18 protein-coding genes and 1 pseudogene are annotated in these 22140 nt (G+C 42.9%); 11 read left to right on the forward strand and 8 right to left on the reverse strand.

The features are described from left to right. Positions 1-252: 252 nt before the first annotated feature. Positions 253-1713 carry a sodium:proton antiporter gene (locus LEP1GSC194_RS16280; RefSeq protein WP_020774618.1) on the reverse strand — a complete coding sequence of 487 codons (1461 nt, stop codon included), beginning with the start codon at positions 1711-1713 and terminating at the stop codon, positions 253-255. A gap of 241 nt (positions 1714-1954) precedes the next feature. Here LEP1GSC194_RS16280 and perRB point away from each other — a divergent pair, with 241 nt between their 5' ends. After that, the gene (gene perRB, locus LEP1GSC194_RS16290) at positions 1955-2401 is read left to right on the forward strand and encodes a peroxide-responsive transcriptional repressor PerRB (RefSeq protein WP_020774615.1); all 447 of its coding nucleotides are present in this window, start codon (positions 1955-1957) and stop codon (positions 2399-2401) included. On the opposite strand, the gene lpdA is transcribed toward perRB, so the two are convergent. Next, positions 2391-3809, reverse strand: a complete 1419-nt coding sequence (gene lpdA, locus LEP1GSC194_RS16295) for a dihydrolipoyl dehydrogenase (RefSeq protein WP_020774620.1) — start codon at positions 3807-3809, stop codon at positions 2391-2393. The two genes, perRB and lpdA, sit on opposite strands and share 11 nt — an antisense overlap. Before the next feature lie 329 nt (positions 3810-4138). Here lpdA and LEP1GSC194_RS16300 point away from each other — a divergent pair, with 329 nt between their 5' ends. Next, positions 4139-4813: a hypothetical protein gene (locus tag LEP1GSC194_RS16300; RefSeq protein ID WP_020774619.1), complete on the forward strand. Its 675-nt coding sequence runs from the start codon at positions 4139-4141 to the stop codon at positions 4811-4813. A 164-nt stretch (positions 4814-4977) separates the two neighbouring features. Here LEP1GSC194_RS16300 and LEP1GSC194_RS16305 read toward each other — a convergent pair whose 3' ends face one another. Then, positions 4978-5721, reverse strand: coding sequence for a class I SAM-dependent DNA methyltransferase (locus LEP1GSC194_RS16305; protein WP_020774612.1), 744 nt, complete (start codon positions 5719-5721; stop codon positions 4978-4980). 59 nt (positions 5722-5780) lie between these two features. Here LEP1GSC194_RS16305 and LEP1GSC194_RS16310 point away from each other — a divergent pair, with 59 nt between their 5' ends. The 4 genes from LEP1GSC194_RS16310 (at position 5781) to LEP1GSC194_RS16325 (ending at position 10496) form a co-directional block, all read left to right on the forward strand. Further along, positions 5781-6980 (forward strand): hypothetical protein, encoded by a 1200-nt coding sequence (locus LEP1GSC194_RS16310; protein ID WP_020774627.1) that lies wholly within the window; start codon positions 5781-5783, stop codon positions 6978-6980. Next, positions 6971-7483 (forward strand): chemotaxis protein CheX, encoded by a 513-nt coding sequence (locus LEP1GSC194_RS16315; protein WP_020774628.1) that lies wholly within the window; start codon positions 6971-6973, stop codon positions 7481-7483. Before LEP1GSC194_RS16310 ends, LEP1GSC194_RS16315 begins: the two co-directional genes overlap by 10 nt. A gap of 73 nt (positions 7484-7556) precedes the next feature. Continuing rightward, a complete protein-coding gene (locus LEP1GSC194_RS16320; protein WP_036043444.1) occupies positions 7557-8603 on the forward strand; it encodes an alpha/beta hydrolase family protein in 1047 nt (348 codons plus the stop codon). A 393-nt stretch (positions 8604-8996) separates the two neighbouring features. Next, positions 8997-10496, forward strand: a complete 1500-nt coding sequence (locus tag LEP1GSC194_RS16325) for a DUF342 domain-containing protein (protein ID WP_021064659.1) — start codon at positions 8997-8999, stop codon at positions 10494-10496. 216 nt (positions 10497-10712) lie between these two features. Here LEP1GSC194_RS16325 and mtnA read toward each other — a convergent pair whose 3' ends face one another. Continuing rightward, on the reverse strand, positions 10713-11801 hold the full coding sequence (mtnA, locus tag LEP1GSC194_RS16330; RefSeq protein ID WP_020774626.1) for an S-methyl-5-thioribose-1-phosphate isomerase: 1089 nt from the start codon (positions 11799-11801) through the stop codon (positions 10713-10715). Positions 11802-11910: 109 nt separating this feature from the next. Here mtnA and LEP1GSC194_RS16335 point away from each other — a divergent pair, with 109 nt between their 5' ends. Beyond that, positions 11911-12942: a rhomboid family intramembrane serine protease gene (locus LEP1GSC194_RS16335; protein ID WP_155826376.1), complete on the forward strand. Its 1032-nt coding sequence runs from the start codon at positions 11911-11913 to the stop codon at positions 12940-12942. A 336-nt stretch (positions 12943-13278) separates the two neighbouring features. After that, positions 13279-13743 carry an LIC11177 family protein gene (locus tag LEP1GSC194_RS16340; protein ID WP_020774611.1) on the forward strand — a complete coding sequence of 155 codons (465 nt, stop codon included), beginning with the start codon at positions 13279-13281 and terminating at the stop codon, positions 13741-13743. Between the two features lie 264 nt (positions 13744-14007). On the opposite strand, the gene LEP1GSC194_RS16345 is transcribed toward LEP1GSC194_RS16340, so the two are convergent. The 3 genes and pseudogenes from LEP1GSC194_RS16345 to LEP1GSC194_RS23485 form a co-directional block, all read right to left on the reverse strand. Then, on the reverse strand, positions 14008-15000 hold the full coding sequence (locus LEP1GSC194_RS16345) for an HpcH/HpaI aldolase/citrate lyase family protein (RefSeq protein WP_020774622.1): 993 nt from the start codon (positions 14998-15000) through the stop codon (positions 14008-14010). Between the two features lie 102 nt (positions 15001-15102). After that, a complete protein-coding gene (locus tag LEP1GSC194_RS16350; RefSeq protein WP_036043448.1) occupies positions 15103-16038 on the reverse strand; it encodes an ornithine carbamoyltransferase in 936 nt (311 codons plus the stop codon). 73 nt (positions 16039-16111) lie between these two features. Further along, positions 16112-16433 (reverse strand): annotated as a pseudogene (locus LEP1GSC194_RS23485) (hypothetical protein). A 377-nt stretch (positions 16434-16810) separates the two neighbouring features. Between LEP1GSC194_RS23485 and LEP1GSC194_RS16360 the strand changes: the two are divergent. Next, on the forward strand, positions 16811-17359 hold the full coding sequence (locus LEP1GSC194_RS16360; protein ID WP_157229220.1) for a hypothetical protein: 549 nt from the start codon (positions 16811-16813) through the stop codon (positions 17357-17359). Between the two features lie 190 nt (positions 17360-17549). Continuing rightward, positions 17550-19157 carry a peptide chain release factor 3 gene (locus LEP1GSC194_RS16365; RefSeq protein ID WP_020774621.1) on the forward strand — a complete coding sequence of 536 codons (1608 nt, stop codon included), beginning with the start codon at positions 17550-17552 and terminating at the stop codon, positions 19155-19157. A gap of 168 nt (positions 19158-19325) precedes the next feature. Here the strand turns inward: LEP1GSC194_RS16365 and srpA are convergent, their stop codons facing one another. Then, on the reverse strand, positions 19326-20597 hold the full coding sequence (gene srpA, locus LEP1GSC194_RS16370; RefSeq protein WP_020774616.1) for a sigma factor sigX-regulated lipoprotein SrpA: 1272 nt from the start codon (positions 20595-20597) through the stop codon (positions 19326-19328). Between the two features lie 454 nt (positions 20598-21051). On the opposite strand from srpA, the gene LEP1GSC194_RS16375 reads away from it, so the two are divergent. Then, on the forward strand, positions 21052-22140 hold a 1089-nt coding region (locus tag LEP1GSC194_RS16375; RefSeq protein WP_036043452.1), incomplete at its 3' end, for a histidine kinase dimerization/phosphoacceptor domain -containing protein.

A 22140-nucleotide genomic window follows, 5' to 3' on the forward strand; every position in this document is an offset into this window, starting at 1 on the left:
GTAAAACTCGGATCTCTTCCATGCCGTCCTAATAGATAAAACGGAAAAATTTTAACCTGACATCTGATCTCTAACCACTGATCCCTAGTATGAGCTCCTACGTTTTTAAACGAACGGTAAAACTCGGATCTCTTCCATGCCGTTATAATAGATAAAACGGAAAAATTTTAACCTGACATCTGATCTCTAACCACTGATCCCTAGTAAGAGTCCCTCCCTAAAAAAGAGAGGGACCTGGCGGCGGGGTTCTTCTTAACGGAAGAAAATGAACGTGAGAAGCAAAAAGACTGGGATCAATATTCCAAAAGAATAAAGTACATATCCGCCGAAACTCGGCATCTTTATCTTATTCTCTTCCGCGACGGACTTTACCATAAAGTTAGGCGCGTTTCCGATATACGTGAGCGCTCCCATAAACACGGCTCCTACCGAAATCGCTTTTAAGATACTTTCCGCGTGAGGATCTGCGAGAATTTGAGCCACGTCCGTCATTCCCAAAGTTCCCTTCGCCAAAGACAAAAAGGTGAGGTAAGTCGGCGCGTTATCCAAAACTCCCGAGAAAATACCGGTCACCCAGAAGAACTGCCAGGTTTCGGTAACTCCCAGTTCCTTTCCGTGGTGTTCCAAAAGAATGAGCGCCGGAATCATCGTGATAAAAATTCCGATGAACAGATAGGCGACTTCTTGGATCGGATGCAGAGTGAATTTGTTGTGTTCTCTTACAAGTTTTTGAGTCGTAAACTTGGAAGCAAAAATCAAACCGATCAAAACTCCTTCTCTGATAAATGCGATGTACGGATTTTCGTTGATCGCCGAAATGTAATTTTGATTTAAATACGCGACGGACAAAACGACTCCGAATAACCAGATGAAATTTACCTGACCTTCCAGGCTGATCTTTTCTTTACGAACGTGGTCCTTTTTGATATCCTTAACGCTTTCTTTTTTGTAAGCGATCGTATCCCAGATAAAATAAACGATCAAAAGAAGGATACTCGCAACGAGTAACTCCGGTAAAAGTTTGAACGTCCAAGTGAACGGAACTCCGATCAGATAACCTAAGAACAACGGAGGATCTCCGAGAGGAGTTAAGGAACCGCCGATGTTCGAAACCAAAAAGATAAAGAAGATCACCGTGTGAACCACGTGTTTTCTTTCCGAGTTCGTTTTTAAAATCGGACGAATCAAAAGCATGGAAGCTCCCGTGGTTCCGATGAAGGATGCGAGAAAGGTTCCTATGATCAAAAAGATCGTGTTGTTGAGAGGTGTCGCTTCGATATCCCCTTTCAAACGGATTCCGCCGGAAATATAAAAGAGCGCTCCGAGAAGAATGATAAACGGAACGTATTCGAACACAAGAGTATGAACGATCTTACCGAACCAACCGTGCAGGACCAAAATGACAAACGAGAACGACGCCAAAACGAGCGCGAGGATCAGTTTGTTCGTATTACTTTCCCACCAATGAGAAGTCGTATGCGAAACGATCGGCAAAAGTGCGATACACAAAAGCATAAGAGCGAAAGGAATTACGCTCCAATACGGAAGGTCCTCTCCCGCAACTTCATGATGGCCTTCTTGCGTATGAGAAGGATCCTGGGCCTCGACAGTTTGAGTATTTTGCGTATTCCCGACGGGTTCGTCCGCTAATAGCGCCGCTGCCGGTAGGGTAAGAAGGATTGCCAGAAGGACGGATGTAATTTTTTGTTTCATTGCTCGTATCATCTGAAGAATTTTTAGACATTCTGGAGATTTAGAAGAAAGAGTTAAAGTAAAAAGACTTTCTTGTCCGTTTTTTTCGGCGGTTTGCGGTTTTCATTTTGCTTCCTTTTTTGGATTGCGAAATTTTTCAACAAAGAGACGATTTCCGCGCACTCTCCGAATAAAATTGTGCGAAAATGCGATTTACGAATGTCTTATGGGATAGAGGGTTCCGAATGGGATTCTAAGAAGAATGGAAGCATTATTTGTTAAAAAAAATTGTCTCACACCGGCGGAAATCGAACAGAGGTTGAAGTCCGTTTCCATTCAGCCCACGATGCAGAGAATTTCGATCTGCCAATATGTGCTTTGCGAAGCCGACCATCCCACCGCCGAAGAAGTCAAAGAATGGGTGGATCGTCGCTCTTTCAAAATGAGCCTTGCGACCGTCTATAATACGTTAAACGTCCTCGTTGGAGCCGGGCTTCTGAGGGAATTCAAATTTTCCTGTTTGGGAAAATCGGTTTACGACAGCAATATCGTGGACCACTATCATTTCTTCGACGAGAAAAGCGGAAAGTTCCACGATATAGATCCTTCCTTGCTCACTCTCAGTTCCCATCTCCCACCGGAGTTCCAAGTCGATAAAACGGATATCTTACTGACCGGAAACCTGGTTTATTCATTCCCTAAAGATTGATCGCTTCTCCCAAAGCCGCTCCAAAGGATTCCATTACGGTTTCCGAAAGTGTGGGGTGGGCAAAGATTGTGGACGCGATTTCTTTCGCTGTCAGTTCCTGAGTCATTCCGAGGGCGATCGCCGGTAAGAGTTCGGTCACTCCGGGACCGATGAGATGCGCTCCTAAAATTTCTCCGGAAGTTTTATCCACGATCACCTTCGTAAAACCTCCCGTGTCTCCCATCGCCTGGGCCCGACCGCTTGCGACAAAAGGAAACTTTCCTACGCGGATCGTATAACCCATGTCAGTCGCTTTTTTTTCGGTCCATCCGATGGAGGCGACCTCAGGATGACAATATGTACAACCCGGAATCGCGTCGTAGTCGATCGGAATATAACTGAGGAAGTGCGGATTTCCGGAGTGAATCGAAATCGCTTCCACGGCCTTGATTCCTTCCATAGAAGCGACGTGCGCCAGTAGAGGAGGTCCGTTACAATCTCCGATCGCATAGATATGAGGAACGCTCGTTTTGTATTTTGTGTCCGTCTTTACAAAACCTCTTTGTAAAAAAACTCCGATCTCTTCTAAGTTCATCGAGTCCGTATTTGGAACGAGTCCGATGGAAACCAAAATTTTTTCCGCTTCCAAGGGCTCTCCCGTTTCCGGAAGATTTTTTCCTTTCAGGAGAACTTTGACTTTTCCGTTTTCGATTGTCGGGTCGGAAACTCCGACTCCCGTAAGAACTCGGATTCCTCTTTTAACGAAGGACTTTTCTAAAAACGCCGAGATTTCCTTATCTTCTACGGGTAGAATTTGGTCCAACATTTCGACTAACGTTACTTTGGTTCCCATTGCGGAATAAAAGTCGGCGAACTCCACTCCGATCGCGCCCGCTCCTACGATCAAAAGGGATTTGGGAATTTTTTCCTGAACCATCGCACTCTTTGAGGAAAGAACCGCGGTTCCGTCAAAGGGCAAACCCGGAAGTTCTCTGGCTCTGGCCCCCGTCGCGACGATAAAATACTTGGACGTGATTTCTTCCTTGGAAGTATCGGGAAGCCAAATCGTATTCGAATCTTTGAATACCGCGTTTCCTTTTTTGCGAGTGATCTTATTTTTGTTTAAAAGAAACTCGACTCCGGAAGCCATACCGTCCGCAACCTTTCTGGAACGTCGAATGATCGCGGGAAAATCGGGTTTCGCGTTTGAAAGTTCGATTCCGTAATTTTTGGCGGAGTGTAGTTTTTCCAAAAGATGGGCCGATTCCAAAAGGGCTTTGGTGGGAATACAACCCCAGTTCAAACAGATTCCGCCGGGTTTGTCCTTTTCGACGATACAAACGTTCATTCCCAATTGAGCGCCTCGAATTGCGGCGACGTAACCGCCCGGTCCCGCTCCGATGACTGTGAGATCGTAGGATTCTGGCATAAATTTATAAATTCTCCGGAGTTATGGATAGAGCCTTGCCAAGGTTGGGCAAGGACTTTTTGGAATCAAGTAAACGTCCCTAAAATTTTAGATAAAAAATAGTCCGTTTTTTTGAAGAAATCTAGGAATTGTTTTTTGAAGAAGTGTAAATATAAATACTGTCATCTCTAACGATTCACTTACTATTTGAAATCAGAGTGAATAGAGTTGTTGAAAGATTGTTATTTCCTGAAAGTAAAATTGTCCGAATCGCCCGATTCATAAAATATAAGCCGATTCAAGAATTTATTTTTCAACAACTCTAATATGAAACACGAACGGAGAATCGATTGAAAAACGATCCAATTCAAAAAAAACCGCAAGTTACCGGGATCGTCGTTCTGATTTTTGCGATCATAGTTTTTCTTTTTTCAGGCTGCATAACGACTCAATTCAAAATTCATTCCATTGAATTGAAACGACGAGAGAAGGACGACCTTTATTTTCGTATGATTTCTGATATTAATTTTTTGGACAAACGAGAATGTCAAGGTCATCACTGTTTTGTTCGTTTCGAGTTTTATCCGATCGATAAATACAATCCGCAACGGAGAATAAGGACCGACGGGTGGCGCAATAAACTGAACATATATCCCTGGAATGAGTCCGGGGTAAAGGAACAATTGGATGTACGTAATGCAGGAGCGACGTTTACGGTTTTCTTTGACCATCCAGAGCGAAGAAGAAGCTATACAAGTATGGGGAGGGGGAATTTCTTTTTCGTCGGTTCCAAATCAAACGGAATGTTTGAATATCAATTTAGAATCGATTTGAAAGAGGAAAACGGAGGCTCTTGGAAAGATCCGAATTTAGACGACGAATTGGTCGATGAAACCTACGAGCTGATCGAAGGGAATACTTACGTTTTTTGGGGAAGACTTGAGGGACCGGTTCCATTCGCATTTTATGGTTTTCAAGGAATTCGATCGCAGCTCTATCGCTGGGAAGTAACAATTCCAAAATAACGATCTTATGGTCTCGGATCGTAAGATCGGATTGCGTTTTGTTTTATAATTCGTTTCGACTAAAGAAACGGAAAATGTTTCCCTTATAAAAAATCAAGCAAATGCTAAAAACGACTTTTGCAGACCGGTTTGAATGAATAAAAGAAATAAAAAATCGCTACGGATTAGGCGCTCTTTTTTTTCAGAACAAGAATCATTCTTCCGGCCGAATTCTTAAATTTGGTTTCGTTAAAACCGGAATACACTTGTATGATTTCGAATTTATGTCTGAGAACCATCTTTTCGATTTCCGGAAGATAGAAAACGCGCATAACGTGTTTGTCCCGAATTTCCCTCGTATCGATTTGATAGATATAATTGACTTCCACCATCGTGGATGTATCGGCCCTGACCAAACGGAAGCCTCTGTTTCTTTGAATCGTAGTGTTTTGGGATTTGATCTGAGCGACTGGAGTGATCGGCTTTCTTTTGATCGTTCGCAGAGGTTCCGCGTTCCAGACTTCTAGAATTGCGAGGCCCGAGGGTTTCAGATTTTGTTCGATGTGATTGAGAGTGGAGTCGATTTCCTCGTTCGTTAAGAGATAGTTAAACGAACCGAAAAGACTGATTACACAGTCGAGAAGAACTCCGGATTGATACGTTTGCATCGGAGACACGTCGAACTTACAATGGGAATATCTTTTTTTGGCGACGTCGATCATTCTGGAGGAAGAATCGATTCCCTTGGGTCTATAACCGAGAGACTGAAAGTGACGAACGTGTTCTCCCGTACCACAACCCATATCCAGGATGGTCATGATCCTATGTTTTCGAAAAAGGCGATCCAAAAACTTGGTTTCGGAATCGATCTTGCGTGCGGGCTTTTCGATATCGAAATAGAATTCTGCCAGTTCGTTGTATAACTTCATAAAAATTGGTTGAGAGGTCTTGGAATTTGCCCGTTAAGTATATTAACGGCAGTCCGCTTATGAAAATCCAATATTTCGGAATCATTTTCTTTTTTTTTAATTGTTCGTTCGACGTTTTAGAAAAACAGACGAACATCCACAAAATTCTCCTAACCGGTGACACCTTGGTTTTCGGGGGAATTTCGATTTCACTTTTGTTCCTGTTCGGTTTGGTTCTTAAGGAAAGCGTTCAAAAATCTCCGAATCGTCGTACTACGAACCAACATCCGAAAATCGATTCGAATTCTCGAACGGAAATTACAAATAGGGCGACACAAACATTCGATAGTACTATTCCAACTCCGGTCTTGCAAATTCATCCGGAAGAAAAGAAAAACGAAAACTCGAAGTTTCAGAGCGTAAGCGATTCTCCGGAAGAAACAAATACGGAACGAAGTTTTGCGGCAAAACCGAATCAAACTCAGGTTCGTACGATTTGGAGAAGAGACGTTCCCACACATCCGGAGCTGATCCACGCACATCGAAAACTTTTAGAGCGACTCGGCTCCAAACTCGGCGCGACCGAAATCTACTTTTTAAGCGGGGAAGTTTCTCTGCTCTTGGCTTCCCGTAAGGGAAAGGTGTTTCATATTCCCGAGTCTCCGGAAGAAAATACTCTGACCGAAAGAAGTTTAAGGGAGATCGGGGAGGGGAGAATTGCATTCACCGATACTTCCGTTTTGATTCCGCTTTCCATCGGAGTTCAGCCTTTCGGTTATCTCAAAATATCGTTAAACGAATGGGAGCTTTTGAATCCGAGAGAGTTTCAATCTTGGAAGGAAGAATACGAAGAGCAGGTTTCGATACAATTCGAATCTTCCGATCCGGAAACCGGATTCGGAAATCTGCATGCGTTCGAATCGGATAAGACACGAGTTCATGAGAGTATTCTAATTTTTGCAAGTGTTCGGACGGAATCTCCTTATCCTTACGTGTTGAAATGGATTTCGCTCTGGACTTCCAAAATACTTCGCAAGCAGATCCGTTTTTATAGAATTCGAAAAGACAGGATCGCATTTTTCGTTTCTCCGGAAGAATGGGAAATTTTCAGCAAAAATTTAAAGGAACTCGTGGAATCACTGCAAAAGGAAAATCATCCCGCGGATCTCAACTTGGGCGTGTCCGTCTTGGAAGAAAACAGGGAAGAATGGTCGACTAACGCCAGAAAGGCGCTCGGATTGTCCGTCGAAGAAGGCCCGAATCGGTATATTTGTCTGTGAGTATCGATCCCTTACTCGACGAAAAATTCATTCTTACGATCTCGCAGATCTTTCCGGAATATCTGGACAAAACTCTGAACGTAACCGCGATCCGCGAGGCGTTCGGTCCGTCCAAAAACGAAGGACTCTGTTACGAAAACTGTACGATGGTGGAATTCAAGGGAGAGATCGAAGGAAAGTTATTTCTTGCGATGGACGGTTATACGAAATTAAAACTGCTTCCTTTGGTGGCAAAATCCTTTCATATCGATCCTACGGTAAGAGCGGATGCTCCTTCGATCCTGATGGAGTTTGCCAATCAGATCTGCGGTTTGTTGATTTCGGAAATAAAACTCGGAAGATTTGAAACCGATCTTTTACCGCCCGAAATGCTGAATCATAAATTGATACCGATCGATCTGGAAACGTACAGACAATACATCCTGATCTACTTTTTAAAAGACTTGAAAGCGAAACAATACTTGGGAAGAACCTATCTCATCCTCCTCATGAAAAAGTTTTAGGACTTTGCAAAATACTTTTGAATCGTAAAAAAATTGTGGAGATTTTTACCGGAATTTAAAAACTGCAACGCCGATGTACCCTTTTAACCTATGGCGGGGATTGCCCTTTTTAATCGATTATTCCGGACTGAAAACTCCCAAACAAGTGCGTATAACGGAGACAAGTTTAGATCTACCGAACTCGGTTTCCTTAAGAACGAAGATCCTGGAAAATCAAACCGACTCTCACGCGCCCTTGATCTATCTACAACACGGGATGAGTTTTAAAGGAATCGACGACAAGAGAATTCTCGCGTTGGGAAATAATCTAGCCAACCGTGGATTTCGTGTTTATCTTCCCGAACTTCCGGAAGTCAAGGGGCTGCTCGTTCGCTCGGAGACGATCGCCAATATTCGTTCCGCGTTTCTTAAGATTTACGCTTTGGAAAAACGTCCTCTGTCCTATCTTTCCGCGAGTTTTTCGGCGGGAATGGGCTTTGTCGCATTAGCAAATCCGGAATGTCAAAGGGTTTTGACCTCCGCGCTTTTGATCGGAAGTTATTCGAACTTCGGCGATACTTTTCCGTTCGTATTAAAAAATTATGAAATAGAAAGTTACGCGGTGAACGTGATGATGTACAATTACGTTCATTGGATTCGTTCTCGGCCCGAGGGTTTAAAGGAATACTTTTTTGAATCGGCTCTGGACAACGGACTTTCCAGAGAGGGGGACATGGTTCGGGGACCGAAAATATTTTCCGCTTTAAGCGAGGAGGATAAGGTTTTTGTAAAAAAGTTTTTGGAGAGTTCCGATTTTAGAAAACAAACCGCGTTTGAAATCAAAAAAGCCGTTACGAACGCGGATACGTTCGTGAAAGAAACTTCTCCCGCTTTTTTTGCGGATCGTTTTTTCAAACCTTGTTTTTTACTTCACGGGGACGACGATCCTGTCATTTCTCCCCAAGAATCCAAGGATTTAAGGGATTTAATTCTGAAAAATGGAAATCAAAACGTTTCCTTTCTCGAAACCGGCCTTCTGACCCACGGGGATCATCGTCCGTTTTACTCTAGTTTGACCGAAATTTTTCCCATGGCGAAATTCTGGGGAGATTATCTTTTTTCCGCGGGCCGCCCTTTTTGAGCGTGGGTTTTCTGAGTGTTTTTTCGTCTTATCCTAGGTTGATCGAACGAACCTTCGATTTTTTATTTTCTTGCAAGGTTTTCGTTTTCGAAAGTTCGGAAGTGAACAAGATTTTAGAAAAAAATTTAGACCGACGTTTGTTGTTTTATTCGAGTGAGTGAGATTCACTTTTGTTTGTACGGTTTGTCTCAAGAGGGAAATTTTCTACGAGAAAAGACTTAAGAATTGTAAGACAGCGTTGTTTTTTGAGAAGAGTTCTTCGGATTCATCGTAATATATGTAAAAAATAAGTTTTATTTCAATGGAATCCTATATACTAGATTTTAATTTCTTTTCTCTCTCAAGTTGAAATTGGAGAGGAATCTTAGTTTATGACTAAAAGATTGAAAGATCATGAATGCGACCAATAAACCTATGAATACACCAACGCCAGAATCTCAAATATCTCCCGTTTCCATTGATTCCGCAATTACCGTTGCAGTCTCTCCGGATCAACTGACGGCAACGATGACCGTTCGACCGTACAATCTGAAAGATGAAACCGTATCCAAGGATAAACTCTGGAGTATCGTTCTCGATTGGGGAATCCACAGAGAACGAATGTTAATCGATGAGATCCGAAGAGTTTTGGCGTTGCTCGATGAAGCGACCAAAAAGGGGGATTTCACTCCGATCAAAGTAGAGATTGCAAAAGGTGCGGCTCCGATTCCCGGAGAAAACGGATGGGTTCGTTTTTATCATCCGATGGCAAAACGGGTCAAACTGCTCGAAGACGGTAGGGCCGATTTCAGAAACATAGATCGTTACATCAACGTTAAAGTCGGGGAAAAACTCGCCACAAAGTTCGAAGGAATTCCCGGAACACCCGGCTTTGACGTATTCGGAAACATCATTCCTGCGCCCGCGATCAAAAAACCTAGACTTGTGATCGGTAATAATATCGAGGAAAGGGCGGGCCTTGAGGAAGGAAAAAAACTTCAGGAATATTTCGCTTCCACCAACGGAGTGATCTTCGTTACCGAAGTTTCCATTACGGTATCCCCCGAACTTCAAATCGCGGGTAACGTGGGACTTTCCACGGGAAACATTCAGTTTGACGGAAATGTAATCGTTCGAGGAGATATCGAACCCGGTTCCGTTGTGGAATGTACGGGGGCTCTTGTCGTCTACGGAAACTTGGAAAGTAATACGGTGAAGGTCGGGCAGGATTTGATTGTTCACGGCGGGATTAAGGGTTCCGGTACGGAAATCATTCAAGTGACGGGAAGGATTCAGGCGAAGTTTATCGAGAACGCATTTCTGGAAACGGAAGGAGATATCATCGTAGAAGGAGCGATTCTGAATTCTACGATCGATACTTTGGGTTCGGTCATTCTAAACGGATCGAACGGCAACCTCGTTTCGAGCAAGATTAGAACCAACGAAGGAATTTCAGTCGTTTCCTTGGGATCGAGCGCGGAATTGGACGTTTCGGTCGAACTCGGATTTCATTTTAAGAACGATCGTTCCTTTCAAGATATCAGCAAAAAGATTCAGATGGGCGAGAAGGAAATGGAGAAAATTCTCCCTAAGATCCAACAGATCAAACACATGGTTCAACGTTCCAGAGGAAATCTTCCCGAAGATAAAAAGGCCGCTTTTAAAACGGTATTCGAAGATTATAACAAAAAATTAAAGATTTTGAATATGCTAAAATTCAAACAGGAAAGTTTGAAAAGCGCTCGTTTCAATTCTGGCTCCGTTCGGCTCGCGGTTCAAAAAGGCGCGTTTCCCGGCGCGGTGATTCATTACAGAAGGCAGATCGAAAAGATCACTAAGTTTCAATCTTCCTTTATAATGGTTTTTGAACCGGGGCAGGAGAAGGCGATGATGGTGGCGTTACAGACGAAGTAAGTTCGGACGAAATCGGTAAAAATCCTAACTTCCGATTTCTTATCCATAACAACTCCAAAAGTTCTCGGATCTTAAGAAAGGATTTGTCGAGCGCCAATAGAAGCGAGGCGCTTTAGTTTCCCGAGGCCTTCGCTTTTTGTGAATCGCTCTCGGCAAGTTTTTGAGATGTGCCATAAACCCGGCAATTCAAGAAGTAATTTCCGAAACCCGTTGCTGTTAACCGAAAACTTTTTTCAGATTCTCTTCGTTAACGGGAGAGACGATTCCTCTTTCGGTAATGATTCCGGTGATGAGCGAGGCGGGTGTCACGTCGAAGGAAGGATTGAGGGCTTTCATTCCGTTGGGAGCGATCACACCTTCGTTTAACAAAGGTTTTCCTTCCGCGTCTTTCAAAAATCCGAACGAAGTGACTTCTTCTTCCTTTCTCATTTCGATCGGAATATGACTTCCGTCCGGAATTCTAAAATCCATACTCTTTGCCGTAGCGGCCACGTAAAAAGGAACTCCGTGATGTTTGGCGACGATGGCCAAAGGATAGGTTCCGATCTTATTGGCCGTATCTCCGTTGGAAGCGATCCGGTCCGCTCCTACGATAACCGCGTGGATTTTTCGGGAAGCCATCACCCAACCGGCCATATTGTCCGTGATGAGATAGGAGGGAATTCCTTCCTCTTTCAATTCCCAGGCCGTTAGGCGGGCTCCTTGCAGATAGGGCCTGGTTTCATCCGCAAAAACCGTAAGAGAGTGTCCCGCGTCTCGGAGGGACCGTATAACGCCTAACGCAGTCCCGTGTCCTGCGGTGGCGAGCGCCCCCGTATTACAGTGAGTGATAATGTTCAAGGAAGAGGGAGATTTCGGAAAGAGTGAGAGCGCATTTTTAGAAAGGGTCAAATTGTTTCCTAAATCTTCTTCGAGCATAAAGAGTGCGAATTCTTCCGCGCCCTTTTGCATCTGTTGTAAACTGAAGGAGGAATAATCCGATTTCGGAAAACGGGAGGAAAATTCCTCAATGGCAAGTCTCAGATTGACCGCGGTTGGTCTGGATTCTAAAAGTTCGTCTAGTTTTATTTTGAGTTCGGAGAGAGTCGGTTTGGAAGACAGGCCGTTCAAATACAAAACGATTCCAAAGGCGCCTGTGATCGCAATCGCGGGAGCCCCCCGAACGACCATTTCACGGATCGCAAAAATACAGTCTTCCATCGTTTTTGCGGTCAGATAGGAAGTGGTTCCGGGAAGAACTCTTTGATCCAAAAGGATCAGTTCTTTGTTTGTCCAAAGAATTGGTTTTAGTACTGATTCTCGCATTTTTTTCTTTCCGACTCTAAAGGTTGAGGTCCGATTTTTCGATTTAAAGAATGTGATTGAAAAATCATTCTCCTTCTCCCGGAGAATGTAGGAAACCCGGGGCGATTTTTTGCCCCGGCTTAGCCTGCTTGACTCTCTAACCACAGTTCGTATTCTATCCAATATGGCAAAAAGAAAATACCGAAACGGAATGTCTCTTTTCGGTCGTTCTATATTTCATCCGATCAATCTATTTTTAATCGCAAACGTCCTCATTTATATTCTTCAGCTTTTTGCCGGCGGAACCGGAATTTTGGAATATTACTTCGCGTTAACTCCTTCCCGAGTTTTTCACGGATACTACTGGCAAATTTTTTCATACGGATTTTTACACGAGGCATACGGTGTTCCATTCATACATTTGTTCTTCAATATGTACGTGTTCGTGATGTTCGGTGGTTTGATTTGTAAATATATTCCCGCATGGAAGTTTACGATCGTCTACGTCGCGGCGATCTTAACGGGCGGAATCACCGTTTTACTAGCCCCTATGTTCGTTCAAATATTAGGAATTCATTATCCTATGGATCTCTTTCATACCACGACTCTCGGCGCGAGCGGCGGAGTGACCGGGATTCTCGTTTTGTTCGGAATTTTATTTCCCGAAACGGAAGTGTTTCTTATCTTCTTTAGAATGAAAGCGCGTTATGCGGCTTGGATTTTTGTGGGAGGGGGGTTTGTCGCGGACTTCGTTTCGGTTTATTATTTCCATTCCCCCTTTGTAGTGAGCAATTCCTGTCATCTCGGAGGAGCGATCGGTGCGACTCTCGTCGCCCCTTGGATTTTGAAAAACAATTTCCTCGGTTTCGGAAAAATCTTTCCTAAAAAAAAGATTCAAGAGAATTCACCGCCGCAGACTCGCTCTTTAGAGGGGGATTTGGATTCGGAAACTCGAAAAAATTTAGAATTGTTAAGCGAACTGGCTCGGCAAACGTCCTATTCCGATCGGGAAACGATTTTGATCCCTTTGCAACAAAAGAACGTGAATTTATGCCCTCCGCCCACCTTTCAACCCGAGGATTCTTTTTGTTTGCGTTGCGAGTGGCTTCCAAACTGTGCCTTAAGGAAACTCCGGACGGATCAAAAATCGGATTCGGGATGAAGTCGCTAAATTTTTTTTGACTCTAACTTTCGTAAGAACGGATTTCCTTTTTTTTGCATGAGTTTTTACTTTCATCAAACTTGCCCGCTCTTTGTTTTACAAAGAACCATCGGCCTACCGTAAGGTTTTCTTCTCGAACGGTTTGTCGCAAAGATTTAAAAAATAAGTTTTTGACACAAATGAAATACTACGTTCGAGGGATTCTAGACTTTTTTTAGAATTCAAATTGAAAGATATTTTTTTCCTGGAAAATTCGTCTTATAGCTATTAGTAGTGGCGGGGAGGCCTATGTCTTCCGATAAGAAAGTAAGTATAATTTAATGATAGGGTGTGATCGTGAGTAAGAATAAAAAAAGCGCTTTATTCGATATTTTAAAACGTGAAAAGCTCGAGAAGATGAAAAAAAAGAATTCTCTTGCCAAACTTTTGGAGCCCGGTGAAAAACCTCAGACCTCCCCTTCAGAGAACGCTTCCGAGAAACCTTCGGCGGAAAAAAAAGAATCTCTGGGTTCGAAAATTTATAAGGCCATGGACGATGTCAAACTGGACATTCGTTATTATTTTTTAGAAGACGATTATAAGGAAAAAATGGCCGCGATTTATATCAAAAACGAAACTCAATTGGACAAACTCGGAATCGATCCGAAAAAGTATTTGGACTACGCGAGAGAAAGTTTCGATCGATTCAAACAACTCGATAAAAAAATGCCTTTGGAACCTATGAATAAAAAGTCCTGGGATCACGTTGAGAAGAGTTTAAACGAATTGATTTCAAAACTTTTGGAGAAGTTCGTTAAGTAAGATCGGTCGTTTCCATTTTTATAAAATTCTAAAGTATTTTTGAACCAAGACTCGAAATCGATTTTGCACACATTTCCATTTTGAAAATCCTTTAGAACCTTAGGACCGCACAAATACAAATTCGTCGCGATCGGCGGGGCATCTTCTTAGTTCCGTATAAGAAAACGATACATTCAAAATGAAGAATATTTTCTGTAGAGTTTTGATCATAAAAAAAGCCGCAAGAGATTGCGGCTTTTTACATTCAAAAATTCTAAACTAAAATCAGTTAAAGAATCTTTTGTTCGCTTCGTCCGAAATGGAAATTCCGGTCAATTTAGCTTTTTGGATAATTTCCCAGAAGTATCTGTAAGTCGCACGGTCGTGAAGATCGCCCGCATACTGAATCGGTCCCCATTCCGCGTTTTGAGCTTGGATGAGAATTTCAGCGGCGGTTTGAACCTCGCTGTAATCCGGAGCCATAGCGTCAAGGATCGCTTGGATCTGGGTCGGGTAGATGGACCACATTCTTAAAAAACCGAAATCGTCATGGGCGCGTTTTGCGTCCTTATAAGTTTGATACTGATTTTTAAGATCCAAAGTTACGTTGTGTGCAGGGATCACTCCGTTGGCAAGAGCCGCCGCTACTAAGTTCGCCTTTCCTCTTCTTAAGAGTTCGTGGTCGAACTGACCGGGGCTTTTCATACAAGAAGCAGGAATCGCCCCGTGGTGTCCCGAGATGAAGTCCATTAAACCGAAGTCAAGAACCTGCAACCAAGGAAGGGCCGCGATCTTTTCGATTTCTTGAAGGGCTCCGTTGGTTTCGATCAGAACGTGAATCGGAATTTCTCTTTTGATTCCCGCTTTCTGAACCGCTTTTTGGATGTAAGAGATCATTTCCTCGACCTGAGCCGCGCGGGTAGGTTTTGGAATGGTGATGTATGCGATTTTTTCTCCGGCTCCCGGAACGATGATGTCTACGTCTTGTTTCCAGAACGCGTTTGTGTAGTCGTGGATTCTGACCCCGCTCATCTTATGTTTGTTGAGTTCGCTGTTTTGAAGACGAACGATCAGTTCCGCGTGTTCTTTTTCTTTTCCGGTTTGCGCTCCGTCTTCGCAGTCCATCGTGATATCGAAAAGACCGCCGAGTTTGTTTTGGAGTTCGAGCGCTTTTGTAATCAGCTTTTCGGAACCTGCAAAATGCTCACAGGCGGGAATGATAGGGAAAGGCTTTTCTCCTTCGAAGAGCGCCTCTCTCGGATGAGTCAATTTAGACATAGAGATACCTTTAATTCTGATTTCGAGCCTGCAAGTGAGGGTAAAAGGCTCTAAATACAGGTTTCGAAAGCGCGGACCTCTGTAAACCGATTTTCAGAAGGATCAAGCTTCCAGGAGTTTAAGAATGATCGCTTTTTGAGCGTCCAGACGATTCTCAGCCTGCTGGAATATGATCGACCTAGGGCTGAGGACCACGTCACGGGTAATTTCGTAACCCGCGTGGATCGGCATGTCGTGCATCACTTTCGCGCCGGTTTTTTCCATCAAAGAAGAATTGATCTGATACGGCATCATCAGTTCCATTCTTTGTTTTTTCTTATCCGCGTAAGAAGGATCGTTGAAAAATTCCATATCCAACCAAGTATCCGTGTAGACGTAGTCCGCGTCTTTCACGGCCTTTTCCAGGTTCTGTTCCCAAGCGAGAGTGCCTTTGGACTTGGCCCTTTCCACCGTCGATTCGTGGATGTTTTCTTTTTCGGCGATCGGAGTTACAAGAGTGAGACGAACTCCGAGTGCTGCGCAGATCCCGATGAGAGAATTGACTACGTTGTTATGAACTCCGATATAAGTCAGTTTCACCTGATTTAAAGGACGTTCGGGTTTATCGAGTGCGATTGTCATGATGTCCGCGAGGGATTGACAAGGATGAAACATATTATCGCATCCGTTGATCACGGGAACCTGGGAACCGTTTTTCATCGCGAGAAGGTCCTCGTGTTTTTTAAGACGGGCCATGATGACGGAAACGTTTCTGGAAAGATATCTCGCTTCCAGATCGATATCGGAAAGTTGAAAGTTAGACGCCATCCAATCCAGATAAATTCCGTGGCCTCCCATTTCGGTCATCGCGACTTCGAAGGAAACTCTGGTTCTCGTGGAGGTTTTCTGAAAGAGCATAGCGAGGGAACGCCCACTGAGATGACCCGAGTAGTTGACGCGATTCTTCTTAACATGAATTGCAAAATTGAGTAAATCCAGAATCTCGGAATCCGACCAATCTTCCCAGGATATCAGATGTTTTACATTGCTTTCGGTCATAAGAGCTTATGTACAGAAAACAAAATCGAAGTTGTTTCGTAAATGAAAAAGATAAACGAGAGAGAGTTTCAAGTTAAGAAGAGAGTTCCAATGCAATGAGAAGATCGGGATATCTTGTGGTTTGGTTCAATTGAATTCCAAGAATGAAACCGTTTTGATCCCGTCTGGCGACTTGTCTTTGGAGACGTCCTTGAAAACGAAATTGAAGATTTAAAGTTGGAGAATCGATCTGTCCGCTTACGGGGGAACCATTGAGTAGATTCAATTCTATAGAAGAAGAAATGGTAATTCCGTCTTCTTTGATTTTTAAAATTTCGAAAGATTCTTCAAAACCGTCGATTCCGAAGTTTCAATCCTTTGAGAGCTTTGGATGGAGTGAAGGGAAGTCCTTCCATAATGGCACCTTTCTATTTGTAAGATGAGAAGAATATAGCCGATTTACATTACCGCAGACAATACGAATGAAATAAAAAGTATGCTGATACGAAGTTTTTGCTATATGGAATCGGAATGTAAATTTAAGATTGGATTTTAAAACCCGATTATGAACGGACTTGCCCGATTGATGGACAACATACAAAAAAATAAAAGCAGAAGGACATCACAATTCGTAAATAAAATAACGTTTTATTCGGTGATTCTATTTTTCGTTTTGAGTGGTGTCATTTTGCTCTACTCAATTTGGATGAAAGGGGATACAATCGATTTTATTTCCTACCCGCTTTTTCTGATTATAATTTACGGATTATTTCTTATCTTTAAAAGAAGAGGGTTGAATACCGGTATCGTTTTATTAACTCTCTTTTGTTCTTTGAATCTTGTTTTTTTAGATTCTCTCAATAAGGTAGACGGTTATCCGGATAAGGAGTTGGCATTTGGATTGTTTTTATTTGCAATCCTATTGTATCACTTCTGGATGTTGTTTCTTTTTATTAAATACGGTAAAAAATATTCAACTTTAATCGCTACAAATTTACTCGTTCTCTATTTGTCTTCTTTTGTTCTTCTGCCGATTTCAATTATCAGACAATTTGTGGCAAGTAAAACCGTAAAAGAGATTTCTACGCAAGAAAAGAAAAATACAAGAATATTATATTTTACGAAAATTCTTTCAAATACCGCTTATGCAATCGGAAGGAAGGAATATTCCGATGGCGATTACGACGTCGTACTGGTTTTTCACTTTGAGGGTCAATACGTTTATGATCGAACATTATGGCTGGTGAGTGGGCAGGGAAGTATGGACGCACAAATTCCGAATCAATCAAAAATATATCAGAAAGGAAGCGAGTATTTTTTGAAATATTTCGGAAGGCCGTAAAAAAAAGGAAAGTCGTACTGAAACTTTTTTTCCAAAATAAGTTTTCATTTACTTTTGAAAAATATCCAACAACTTCGTTGAAAGCCAACGCCAAACTCACTTCCTATGGATCGTCGTAATGTGAATCGCTCGTTTAGTTACTGACAGAGCGCTTTGCAAAGAAAATCTGGAAAGAGCGCGGAGCAAAGTAATGAGCGAACCAGTCATACAAAAATCAAATCAATCCATCGAAGAGGAAACTCGAAGAAGAAGAACCTTCGCGATCATTGCTCACCCGGACGCGGGAAAAACCACTCTTACGGAAAAACTCCTTTTATACGGAGGTGCGATACAACTCGCCGGGGCCGTTAAGGCCCGTAAAAATCGCAAGGCCGCGACTTCCGATTGGATGGAGATGGAAAAGGAAAAAGGAATCTCCATCACTTCTGCGGCGCTTCAGTTCGAATATAACGGGCACGTTCTCAATCTATTGGATACACCCGGTCACGAAGATTTTTCAGAAGATACGTATCGCACGTTGATCGCGGCCGATACGGCGGTGATGGTGCTCGACGCGGGTAAGGGAGTGGAACCTCAGACGATCAAACTCTTCAAAGTATGTAGGGATCGCGGAATTCCGATCGTAACCTTTATCAACAAAATGGACAGGCCCACAAAAAATCTTTTTGTACTTTTGGACGAGATCGAAAAGGTTCTCGGAATTTCGGCGGTTCCTATGGTATGGCCGATCGGAACCGGCGTGGATTTCAGCGGAGTGTATTCCCGCAAAGATAAGAAAATTCTAACATACGATAAGACCCCCGGAGGAAGTCAGAAGTCTGCTTTTCAAACTTCGGGTATAAACGATCCGGAACTCGATTCCAGGTTTGAGGATTGGGTTATCAAAACCTTTCGAGAAGAATTGGAACTCGTAGAAGGCGGAATTTCGGAATTCAGAGAGGAAGACTTTTTGGATTCTAAGATTACTCCCGTCTTCTTCGGTTCCGCGGTGAACAACTTCGGGATTCAATTGTTCTTGGACGAGTTCATCAAAATCGCACCTCCGCCGTTATTCTTTCCTTTGAAAGACGGATCTCGTTTGGATCCGATCCATACGCCGTTCAGCGGTTTTATCTTTAAGGTTCAAGCGAACATGAATCGTCAACACAGGGATCGAATCGCGTTCTTAAGAGTGACTTCCGGAAAGTTCGAAAGAGGGCTTAACGTGCTTCACGGAAGATTGGGAAAATCCGTTAAACTTTCTTCTTCCTTTGCTTTTTTCGGTCAGGATAGAAACACCGTCGATGAGGCGTATCCGGGAGATATCATCGGCCTTGTAAATCCGGGAACGTACGCGATCGGCGATATCGTCGCGACTTCGAAGGTTCCGGATCTGAAAGGTCTTCCCGTATTTGCTCCGGAACTTTTTGCCACGATCTCATCTTCCGACACGGCGAGTATGAAAAGTTTTCGTAAGGGAATCGATCAACTTGCGGAGGAAGGAATTCTTCATTTGTTCTCGTCGCAGACGATCGGGGGAGGGTTGCCCATCATAGGCGCGATGGGACAACTTCAATTTGAAGTTTTCAAGAGAAGGCTCATGGACGAATATAACGCGCCTTCAACGATCACCGTTCTTCCGTATGTGATTTCCTGTTGGATCGGTCGGGAGGATTTGGCGAAGGTTCCTTCATCCGCCAACTTGGTTACCGATCGTGGCGGTAGGGCGGCTCTTCTCTTTGATACGGAGTGGGACAAGGGTTATTTTCAGAAGAAAAATCCGGAGATAACCCTTTTGGATTATCCGCCGATCGCCTGACGGAATTTTCAAACGATAAAAAACGCTCTCGATGCGGTAAGAATCGAATTCTTTTTGAAGTCATACATTTTGTATTTGCACCAGATGTCTTTGAGGCGAAGCGACGCTTATTAGGAGTCACTTCGCCTGTTTTTTAATCGGTTTCTATTTTTCTAATGTTCATATCTTTCATTTCGTTTCGCCGAGGATCGTAGGCAAATGAAAGATCACGTTTCTTCTCGAGGTCGTTGTTAGGTTATCCTCTCCGCTCGTTGCGTTCGGTCTGTCGGCCGCATTCAATTGAGGAGAGAAAACGTTGTCCGCGGCGCTCGAATCCCAGAAGAGGACTCTGTCCACGGAAACGTTGAAAAGGAGATTTCCTTTTTCCCCTTTGGTATTGTTCAAGTTCACTACGAGAATGTAAGGATCGTCTTTTTTCAAAGAGTTGGCGGAAGTCGGTAATTTGAATTTCAACTTCTGAGAACTGTTTGTATAAGGAACTCCGGAAAAATTTTCCGCCGGATTTAAAGAATTGAATCCGAACGCCACGTTGGTGCTGGTAGCGTCCGGCATTTTTAAAAGCGAGCCGCTGGACACATCGACAAAGGATTCAAAAAACGAGTAAGATCTAAACTCGTCTTGGGGAAGAAATTCCGGAAACATAAGACTCGGAGAAGTCATAAACGATTGGGGTGCTTGGTAATCGAATATGACCGGAGAAACGTCCCCTCTTTCCGCAAAAACGGCTCCTTCCATTCCGGGGAACATAGGAAGAGTAGGTTTGTTCAAAATCAAATCCACGTAACGATACGCGTTTTCGGGAAGATCGGTCGGATTAAAATAATACCTAAACGCTCTGATGACCAATCCGATTCGATCGTAGTCGTCTTTTTCGTTCTGTGGGATTTGGTTTACCCGTAGGGCTGTCTTCATTGTGCCACTGAGTCCGGTTATACGCATTGGTTGGAACGCAGTGCATACGCCGCTCCCGAACGGACCGCTCATATTGAAGGAAACAAAATTAGCATTTTGTAAAGTTTCGCTTCCTTTGGCCGGTCCTCCTTTTGCGGCGGATTTGTAGGCGACGATCTGGCAAACTTGAATTTCGGCGGCTTGCGGAGTTACAAACTTATCGTTAAATCCGTCACCGTTTCCGTCACCGTAGTTTTGAGGATTGTCCCCGGCTAAGTCCGTTAAGAACGAAGGCTCTTGTCCGAGAGCGTCGGGGAGCGTCAAAAAACGAGAGGAATCTTTGGTCCTTGCCGCAAGCAAATTTGTAGTATTCGAAAAACTGAACTCAGCCGATCCGTTCGGACCATTGGTTAGAAGCGCGGCTATCAGCAAAAGTTCGTTATTGTCGTCTTTTTCTTTTTTACAATCCGTAACCGAGAAGAATGCCGCGATTACGAAAGCCGTAATTGTCCACATTCCTCTCTGCAATTGATTTTTATTTTGTTTCATCTTGTAAACCTCCAATGAAATATCAGAGGAAATATAGAGAGGTTCCGAAGTGAGTAAGCCAGACTTCCCGAAAAAAAGATAGGATTTTGGCGTCGACGGATCGTTTTTTCGATTTTACTTCAAAGATTTTTTGCTAACCCGTAAAAGGTTTGTTATACGCCAGAATGAGCTGTTTTGAGATAGATGTTGGAAAAAAGGAAATGTTGGAATTAAGAATCAATCAAATGTCATTTAGGAATTGATATTTAAAATCGGGGAACTTAAGAAATTTTACCAACTTTCCTTTTACCGACGCGGATGGAATCCTCGTTTTTGTTTCGAAATAGAAGTCAAATGATCCATATATTGTATTTCTCTTGACTTGAAATTTGACGGCTAAGAGTTACAATCTTTGAGTTGTAAATGGGTTTTTACGGCGTACAATTTCGGAAAGGATCGGTTTTTTAAGGAAAGTATGATTTTAAAAAAATTTCAAAGTATCTACGCGCAGGAACCGTTTATCCTAAGAGTGAGAGCTTTGTACTTGCTTTTTTTTAATGCGGTGGTCTTTACTTTTGCCAGCCTAACATTCACTTTTTTTTTCTATGAAAAGGAGAGGACTTATCGTCCGAGTTTTATACTATTCATAACCGCATCGTTCATTTCGATTTTGTTGCTTTGGTTGGGAAAGTATAAAAAAGCGTTAGTTATCACTTTGCTTTCGGTGGCGATAGGGGTTGCTTGGGCGTTGCTTTTCGGAAATCCGGTCGGAAACGTCCTGCCCAGTCTTTCCATTCTTGTTATTTTGTTTTTGTTATTCACGAATATTCGAACGACCATGTATATTTCATTATATTCGTTTATTATAATGTTTTTGTTTTTTTACAAACTCGATGCTCTGAATTTATTAAACAGCGTTTTCGTCGTAGATTCCGTATTGGGTTTTTTTCTTTTTACGATCCTTGCCTTTTTAACCGTCAATCTTTTGAATTCTTACATCAAGGAAAAAGACGAGCTGATCAAGGAAATCCATCACAGGGTGAGGAATAATCTTCAAGTTTTATGCGGACTCGCGGATCTTCATCGAAACGACAAATCGGATTCGCAAAGGGTATTATTCGAATTTCAGAATCGAATTCTGGCGATGTCCGAAGTTCATAATTACATGTACAAATCGGACAACTATCACAGTATAGAATTTTCGAGCGTGATCGAAAAGATCATAGAGAACCTGAAAAGTAAACATAAGGAGTCGCAAGTATTGATCCTCAATTATTCGGAACGAATCGATCTTCCGATCGAAACGGCGATTCCTTGTGCGATGATCTTCAACGAACTTTTGAACAATTCTCTGACTCATGCGTTTAAGGGATCGTCGGACCCGAAGATAGAGATTTGTTTTTCTAAACACGGGGAAAATTACAAATTGATAATAAAGGACAACGGAGTTGGAATGATCACTCCCATTGATTTGAAAAAACAGAATACGACCGGTTTCACTTTGATTCAGATTCTTTCCAAACAAATCCGAGCCAATTTCGAACTTTTCAACGATCGGGGTTTG

The sequence above is a fragment of the Leptospira alstonii serovar Sichuan str. 79601 genome, from assembly GCF_000347175.1.
Taxonomy (GTDB): Bacteria; Spirochaetota; Leptospiria; order Leptospirales; family Leptospiraceae; genus Leptospira; species Leptospira alstonii.

What these genes read in the sequence shown, in the direction of transcription:
- LEP1GSC194_RS16280 (WP_020774618.1), bottom strand. Translation starts at nt 1,713, where the DNA reads ATGAAACAAAAAATTACATCCGTCCTTCTGGCAATCCTTCTTACCCTA.
- perRB (WP_020774615.1), top strand. Translation starts at nt 1,955, where the DNA reads ATGGAAGCATTATTTGTTAAAAAAAATTGTCTCACACCGGCGGAAATC.
- lpdA (WP_020774620.1), bottom strand. Translation starts at nt 3,809, where the DNA reads ATGCCAGAATCCTACGATCTCACAGTCATCGGAGCGGGACCGGGCGGT.
- LEP1GSC194_RS16305 (WP_020774612.1), bottom strand. Translation starts at nt 5,721, where the DNA reads ATGAAGTTATACAACGAACTGGCAGAATTCTATTTCGATATCGAAAAG.
- LEP1GSC194_RS16310 (WP_020774627.1), top strand. Translation starts at nt 5,781, where the DNA reads ATGAAAATCCAATATTTCGGAATCATTTTCTTTTTTTTTAATTGTTCG.
- LEP1GSC194_RS16320 (WP_036043444.1), top strand. Translation starts at nt 7,557, where the DNA reads ATGTACCCTTTTAACCTATGGCGGGGATTGCCCTTTTTAATCGATTAT.
- LEP1GSC194_RS16325 (WP_021064659.1), top strand. Translation starts at nt 8,997, where the DNA reads ATGAATGCGACCAATAAACCTATGAATACACCAACGCCAGAATCTCAA.
- mtnA (WP_020774626.1), bottom strand. Translation starts at nt 11,801, where the DNA reads ATGCGAGAATCAGTACTAAAACCAATTCTTTGGACAAACAAAGAACTG.
- LEP1GSC194_RS16345 (WP_020774622.1), bottom strand. Translation starts at nt 15,000, where the DNA reads ATGTCTAAATTGACTCATCCGAGAGAGGCGCTCTTCGAAGGAGAAAAG.
- LEP1GSC194_RS16350 (WP_036043448.1), bottom strand. Translation starts at nt 16,038, where the DNA reads ATGACCGAAAGCAATGTAAAACATCTGATATCCTGGGAAGATTGGTCG.
- LEP1GSC194_RS16365 (WP_020774621.1), top strand. Translation starts at nt 17,550, where the DNA reads ATGAGCGAACCAGTCATACAAAAATCAAATCAATCCATCGAAGAGGAA.
- srpA (WP_020774616.1), bottom strand. Translation starts at nt 20,597, where the DNA reads ATGAAACAAAATAAAAATCAATTGCAGAGAGGAATGTGGACAATTACG.